This window comes from Halomonas sp. BC04, assembly GCF_000568385.1.
In genome coordinates this window covers 1-6,410 of record NZ_AZQX01000136.1, presented here as the reverse complement: position 1 = coordinate 6,410, position 6,410 = coordinate 1, and the positions used below count along the sequence as shown (strand labels likewise).

Annotated in this window: 3 protein-coding genes and 3 pseudogenes; all 6 read left to right on the top strand. The window is 64.8% G+C overall.

Going from position 1 to position 6,410, the window contains the following annotated elements; all coding sequences use genetic code 11:
* Window positions 1–805: pseudogene (locus Q427_RS35235) on the top strand (metal ABC transporter substrate-binding protein); the annotation flags it as partial.
* A gap of 555 nt (window positions 806–1,360) precedes the next feature.
* Entirely contained in the window at window positions 1,361–2,584 is a 1,224-nt protein-coding gene (locus Q427_RS09590) for an ABC transporter substrate-binding protein (RefSeq protein WP_043513333.1), read from the top strand.
* Between the two features lie 237 nt (window positions 2,585–2,821).
* Window positions 2,822–4,380: pseudogene (locus tag Q427_RS09585) on the top strand (fatty acyl-CoA synthetase).
* 2 nt (window positions 4,381–4,382) lie between these two features.
* Window positions 4,383–5,542 (top strand): annotated as a pseudogene (locus Q427_RS09580) (acyl-CoA dehydrogenase family protein).
* Between the two features lie 49 nt (window positions 5,543–5,591).
* Window positions 5,592–6,269 carry a hypothetical protein gene (locus tag Q427_RS09575; protein ID WP_269321218.1) on the top strand — a complete coding sequence of 226 codons (678 nt, stop codon included), beginning with the start codon at window positions 5,592–5,594 and terminating at the stop codon, window positions 6,267–6,269.
* 2 nt (window positions 6,270–6,271) lie between these two features.
* Window positions 6,272–6,406: a hypothetical protein gene (locus Q427_RS35230; RefSeq protein WP_331280592.1), complete on the top strand. Its 135-nt coding sequence runs from the start codon at window positions 6,272–6,274 to the stop codon at window positions 6,404–6,406.
* Window positions 6,407–6,410: the final 4 nt, after the last annotated feature.

The following is a 6,410-nucleotide window of genomic DNA, read 5'->3' as shown; positions in this document are numbered from 1 at the left end:
ACGACGACCACGRCCATGACGATCATGGGCATGACCACGGCACGATCATGACCACGACGACGACCACGGCCATGACGACCATGGCGATGACCACAGGCATGACCACGACGACGACCATGACGATCATGGGCATGACCACGGGCACGAGCATGCCCACGACGACGACCACGGCCATGACAGTGAGGGCCACGATCATGACCACGTGCATGGCGATTACGATCCGCACGCCTGGCAGGATCTGGCCATGGGCAAGATCTACGTCGGCAACATCCGTGACGGCCTGATCGAGGCGGACCCGGACAACGAGGCCGACTACCGCGACAATGCCGAGAGCTATATCAACGAGCTGCGTGCCACCGACGCAGAGATCCGCCAGCTGATCGGGGAAATTCCCACCTCTACCAGCGTGATCACCGGCCACGACTCCTTCGGCTACTTTGCCAATGCCTACGGTCTGCGCTTCCTCTCGCCGGTGGGCCTATCCACCGAAGCAGAGCCCAGCGCCGCCGATATGGCACGGCTGATCGACGTGATTCGCGAACAGCAGGTCAAGGCCCTGTTCCACGAGAACATGACCAGCCCGGCAATCATCAACCAGCTGTCGGAAGAGACCGGCCTGCCCATCGCCGGTACGCTCTACTCCGACGCCCTGGCCACCGAAGGCGAAGCCAGTACTTACCTGGGCATGATGCGTCACAATGCCCAGGTGCTGCATGACGCCCTGGCCGGCCATGACGGACACGACCACGACGACGGTCACGGACATGACCATGACGACAACCATGGGCACAGTCACAGCCATTGATCGACCGATAGCGAACGCGCCGTGAGTGGCGGCGTAATCCACAGCGGGGGCGCCAGTGCGCCCCCGCTGCTTGTATGGGCTGCCTGCCCCACCCTCGCCTTGTGAACCCCGGCTTACCCCACTGCCGCCTGCACGTGCCAGGGTCTCCCGGTGAAAGCACTCTCCAGAAAAAACCTGGCATGATCTGTATTACCACCACCACCCCGCCACGCCTCTCTTCCGAAGAAAACTATATATCCTTCTGATTTAAAATAATTTAATACACGATAATCGGAATTTCCTCTGGATACCACTATCTAGACCAAAGTCGCGACCCTGCTACAGCGGCACAATTTTGGCACGAAATGCAAAAAGTGTGGCTCGATGCGTAAAACCGTCGCCAGGGTTTCCTCCTACCATGAAACAGCACCGTGCAACGGGGTAATCACACCGTCCACAGCCGGCCAACACCTTACGCACAAAAGTTCACACGAAAGCACACAGGTTATCCACAGCTTGAATCCAGTGCCGTCATCGTCAGGCGGCTCGTACAACAACAACGCACAAGGCAACAAAATGCACGCTACCCACCGCTTCGCCATGGGCGCACTCGCCGCCTCCGTCATGCTCGCCGGTCACGCCGGCGCCTCCGACATCACCGACAACGAGATTCGCATCGGCTACCTGGCCGACATGACAGGCCCCTACCGCGACCCCATCGGCCCCCAGGGGCTGGACGCCATCGAAATGGCCATCGAGGACGTGGGCGGCAGCGTGGGCGGTGCCGATGTCGTGGTATTCAGCGCCGACGACCGCAACAGCCCCGACGTGGGCTCGAGCATCGTGCGGGAGTGGATCGACGAGCGAAACGTCGACATGGTCACGGGGCTGGTCGCCTCTTCGGTGACACTCGCTGTCGTCCGGCTGCTCGAAGAGGAGAATCGCCTGGGGCTGGTCAACGGCGCCGTCTCCTCCGGTGTCACCAACGAGAGCTGCTCGCCCAACCATATCCACTGGGTCTACGACACCTGGGCCATGTCCAACGGTACCGCCAAGGCGATCACCGAGGAGGGCAACGCCAACTGGTACCTGCTCAGTGCCGACTACTCTTTCGGCCATGCCCTGGAGGGCGACGTGGAACGGGTCGTCACCGAGAACGGCGGCACCATCGTGGGCAAGGCGCGCCACCCCTTCCCCACCAGTGATTTCTCGTCGTTCCTGCTGCAGGCACAGGCGTCGGGTGCCGACGTGATCGCGCTCAACAACGCCGGCGCCGACACCATCAATGCGATCACCACCGCCGGCCAGTTCGGCATCACCCAGGCAGGACAGATTCTCGCCGGCATGGTGCTGTTCAGTACCGACGTTCGCAGCATCGGCCTCGAGGCCGCCCAGGGCCTGCAGTTCACCAAGGCCTGGTACTACGACCTGAACGACGAGTCCCGCGCCTGGGCCGAACGCTTCCGCGAACGTACCGGAAGCATGCCCACCATGGTCCATGCCGGGCTGTACTCCAGCACCCTTCACTACCTCCAGGCCATCGATGCCATCGGCACCGATGAAGCCCAGGCGGTGCGCCAGCAGATGGCGGATACCCCGATCAACGACATCTTCGCCACCGACGGCTATATCCGTGAAGACGGACGCATGGTCCACGACATGTATCTGGTCGAGGTCAAGACGCCCGAGGAATCCAGTGACGACGATGACCTGTTTCGGGTCGTACGCACCATTCCCGCCGAGGAGGCCTTCCGTCCGCTCTCGGATAGCCAGTGTCACCTGGTCAACAACGGTGCCTGACAGGCAGAGGGAGACCGGCATGAATACCAGCGCCATCGACGCCTCTCTGCTCGCGATACTGTGTCCCGAGGAGCGCAACGACCGCCCGGCCTCAGCCGCGAGAGCCCGGGCGAGAACGGCCCCCCAGGGAGGTGGGACGCACTCACCGGAAAGGTCGGTGGCAACGCCGCCAAGGCAGCTTGACGCCCCCTATGCCAGCGGCTCAAAGGCATCTGACGGGACCGGGAGGAAGTGGAGATGAGAACGTCACAACGTATCCAGCAGAACACCATCGGGGCTGCGCTGAGCCGCAGCGCCAGAAAGCACGGCGACAAGCTGGCGCTGGCCTTCGGCAGCCGCCGCTGGACCTACCGCGAACTCGACCGGGCGGTGAACCGGGTCGCCAACCGCCTCCTAGCAGCGGGCCTCTCACCCGGCGACCGCCTTGCGGTGTACGGCAAGAACTCCGACGCTATGTGATCGCCTGGCTGGCGGCGACCCGAGCCGGCCTGGTGCACGTGCCGATCAACTTCGCCCTGAGCGGTGACGAGCTGCGCTACATCCTCGAGCAGTCCGGCGCCGCCTGCCTGCTCAGCGACCGTGCCCTGGCCGACAACGTCAGCACCGCCACCCAGAGGCTAACCCTTGCCCTCTCTGCCACCCTGCACGCCGACGATGCGCAGGACCTGGGCGCACAGGGCCTGGATGTGCTGCAGACGGCGCTGTCGGATACCCGTGCCGACGAACCGGCGGTGGAAATCGACGGCTCCAGCCTGGCCCAGCTGCTCTATACCTCGGGCACCACGGCGGCGCCCAAGGCCGCGATGATGACCCATCAGGCGCTGCTCGCCGAGTACATGGCCTGCATGGTGGAGCTCGACATCAAGGGTGACGAACCGATGCTGGCGGCGCTGCCGCTCTACCACTCGGCACAGATGCATGTGTTCCTGATGCCAGCCCTGCTGCTGGGCGCCCCGGTCCACCTGCGCGAGGCACCGCTACCCGACGACTGCCTGACGCAGATCGCCGGTGAAGGCATCGTCTCCTTCTTCGCTCCGCCCACGGTGTGGATCAGCCTGCTGCGCCATCCGGATTTCGACAGCCACGACCTGAGCCAACTGAAGAAGGCCTACTACGGCGCCTCGATCATGCCGGTACCAGTGGTGGAGGAATTGCAGCGGCGCATCCCGGGCGTGGGCCTCTACAACTGCTATGGACAAAGCGAGATCGCCCCCCTTGCCACCGTGCTGCGCCCCGAGGAGCACGCGGCACGCCCGGCCTCGGCGGGCCGCCCCATCCTCACGGTGGAGACGCGCATCGTCGACCTGGAGATGAACGACGTGCCGCCGGGGGAGCACGGCGAGATCGTGCACCGTTCGCCTCAGCTGCTTACCGGCTACTGGGACAAACCGGACATGACCGAGGAAGCCTTCAGCGGCGGCTGGTTCCACTCCGGCGATGTGGGCTATTTCGATGACGAGGGCTATCTCTACATCGTCGACCGCATCAAGGATGTCATCAATACCGGCGGTATCGTGGTCGCCAGCCGCGAGGTCGAGGAAGCCCTCTTCAAGCATGACGCCGTCTCCGAAGTGGCCGTGGTCGGCCTGCCCGATACCAAGTGGATCGAAGCGATCACCGCCGTGGTGGTGCTCAAGGAGGGCCATGAGGCAAGCGCGGAGGAGCTGATCGCCCATGCCAGGGGGATGATGGCCCCCTACAAGGTGCCCAAGCAGATTCTATTCGCCGACAGCCTGCCCAAGAGCACCGCGGGCAAGATCCTCAAGCGCCACCTGAGACAGGAGCTTAACGCCTGAACATGAGCACTTCCGATGACGACATGACCGCCCTGTTCCACGACATGATCCGCCGCTGCCTGGAACAGGAGGTCGCCCCCCACTACGAGACCTGGGAAGAGCAGGGCGTGATGCCCCGCTCGCTGTGGCAGCGACTCGGCGAGGCCGGGCTGCTGGGTATCGACCTGCCGGAGGAGTACGGCGGGGCGGGGGCGGACTTTGCCATCACCCAGTTCGCCCTGGAAGAAATCTCGCGGCAGGGTTTCGGCGGATTGGCCAGCGCCTACAACATCCACGCCAACATTGTGATGCCCTACCTCCTGCATGTGGGCACCCCGGCGCAGCGGGCGCGATGGCTGCCGGCCATGGCCCGGGGCGAGGCCATCGGCGCCATCGCCATGACCGAGCCCAATGCAGGCAGCGACCTGGCGGCGATGAAGACACGCGCCAGCCCCACCGACGACGGCTGGCAGCTCGACGGCGCCAAGATCTTCATCACCAACGGCCAGGTGGCCGACATGGTGATCGTCTGCGCCAAGACCGACACCAGCGCCGGCGCCAAGGGGGTGTCGCTGTTCCTGGTGGACACCTCGCTGCCGGGGTTCTCCCGAGGCAAGCCGATCAAGAAGATCGGCCAGCACGCCAGCGATACCGCCGAGCTGTTCTTCGATCGATTGCAGCTATCCGCCGACGCCCTGCTCGGCGACGAGGGCGCCGGCTTTCGCTACCTGATGCAGGAGCTCCCCCGGGAACGCCTGGGGGTGGGTGCCCAGGCGCTGGGTTCCATGGAGGGCGCCCTGGCGCTGACCCTGGACTACGTCAAGGAGCGCCGCGCCTTCGGCCAGGCGGTGGGCGACTTCCAGAATACCCGCTTCACCCTGGCCGAGGTGCGCGCCAGGATCGACATGGGGCGCGCCTACTTCGAGCACTGCGTTGCCAAGTATCGCCGCGGCGAGATGAGCAGCACCGACGCGCCATTCTCAAGCTGGAACTCAGCGAAATGCAGTGCCGCAATATAGATTCCTGCCTGCAGCTCTTCGGCGGCTACGGTTATACCCGGGAATACCCGATCTCGCGCTTCTACGTGGATGCGCGAATCCAGACCATCTACGCCGGCACCTCGGAGATCATGAAGGAGGTGATCGCCCGCTCGCTGCTTGGCAGGGGCGCCAGCCCGGCCTGATGCGCGGTCACGTCCAGATACCAGAAAGCAGGACTTCAGGAGACATCACATGCTGTTCGATTCAGTCGTCATTCTCGACGGTGCCCGCACTGCCATCGGCAGCTTCGGCGGCAGCCTGGCAGGCCTCGCTCCCCATGAGATGGGCAGCATCACCGCCCGCGAGGCAATCCGGCGTGCAGGCATCGAGGCCGAGGCGATCGACCACTCGGTGTACGGGCACATCATTACCACCGCCCCCCAGGACGCCTACCTTGCCCGCCACATCGCCATGGACGCCGGGGTGCCCGACGGTGCGGCGGCATTCAACGTCAACCGGCTCTGCGGTTCCGGCGTGCAGGCGCTGTTCTCCGCCGCCCAGCAGATCGCTCTGGGTGACAGCCATTTCGCCCTGGCCGGGGGTGCGGAGTCGATGAGCCGAGGCGCCTACCTGCTGCCGCCACAGGCCCGCAATGGCCTGCGCATGGGACACGCCGAGGTGACGGACCTGACCTTGGGCATTCTCAGCGACCCCTTCGGCAGCGGCCATATGGGCGTCACCGCCGAGAACATCGCCAGCCGCTTCGGCCTGAGCCGCGAGGAAGCCGACCAGTTCGCCCTGGAGAGCCACCACAAGGCCGCCCGCGCCATTGCCGAGGGGCGCTTCGACGGCCAGATCGTGCCGGTCACCGTCAGGCAGGGCGCGAGGAACACCGCTTCGAGCGCGACGAGCATGTCCGCGATGGCGTAACCCTGGCCGACCTGGCCAGGCTGAAGCCCACCTTCCAGAAGGAGGGATTGGTCACCGCCGGCAATGCCTCCGGCCTCAACGACGGCGCCGCCTCGCTGGTCCTGGCCCAGGCGACGAGGCCAGCAGGCGCGGCCTGAGCCC

Excerpts from the sequence above, each read along its gene's own strand:
- Q427_RS09590 (WP_043513333.1), top strand. The coding sequence starts at position 1,361 with ATGCACGCTACCCACCGCTTCGCCATGGGCGCACTCGCCGCCTCCGTC.
- Q427_RS09575 (WP_269321218.1), top strand. The coding sequence starts at position 5,592 with ATGCTGTTCGATTCAGTCGTCATTCTCGACGGTGCCCGCACTGCCATC.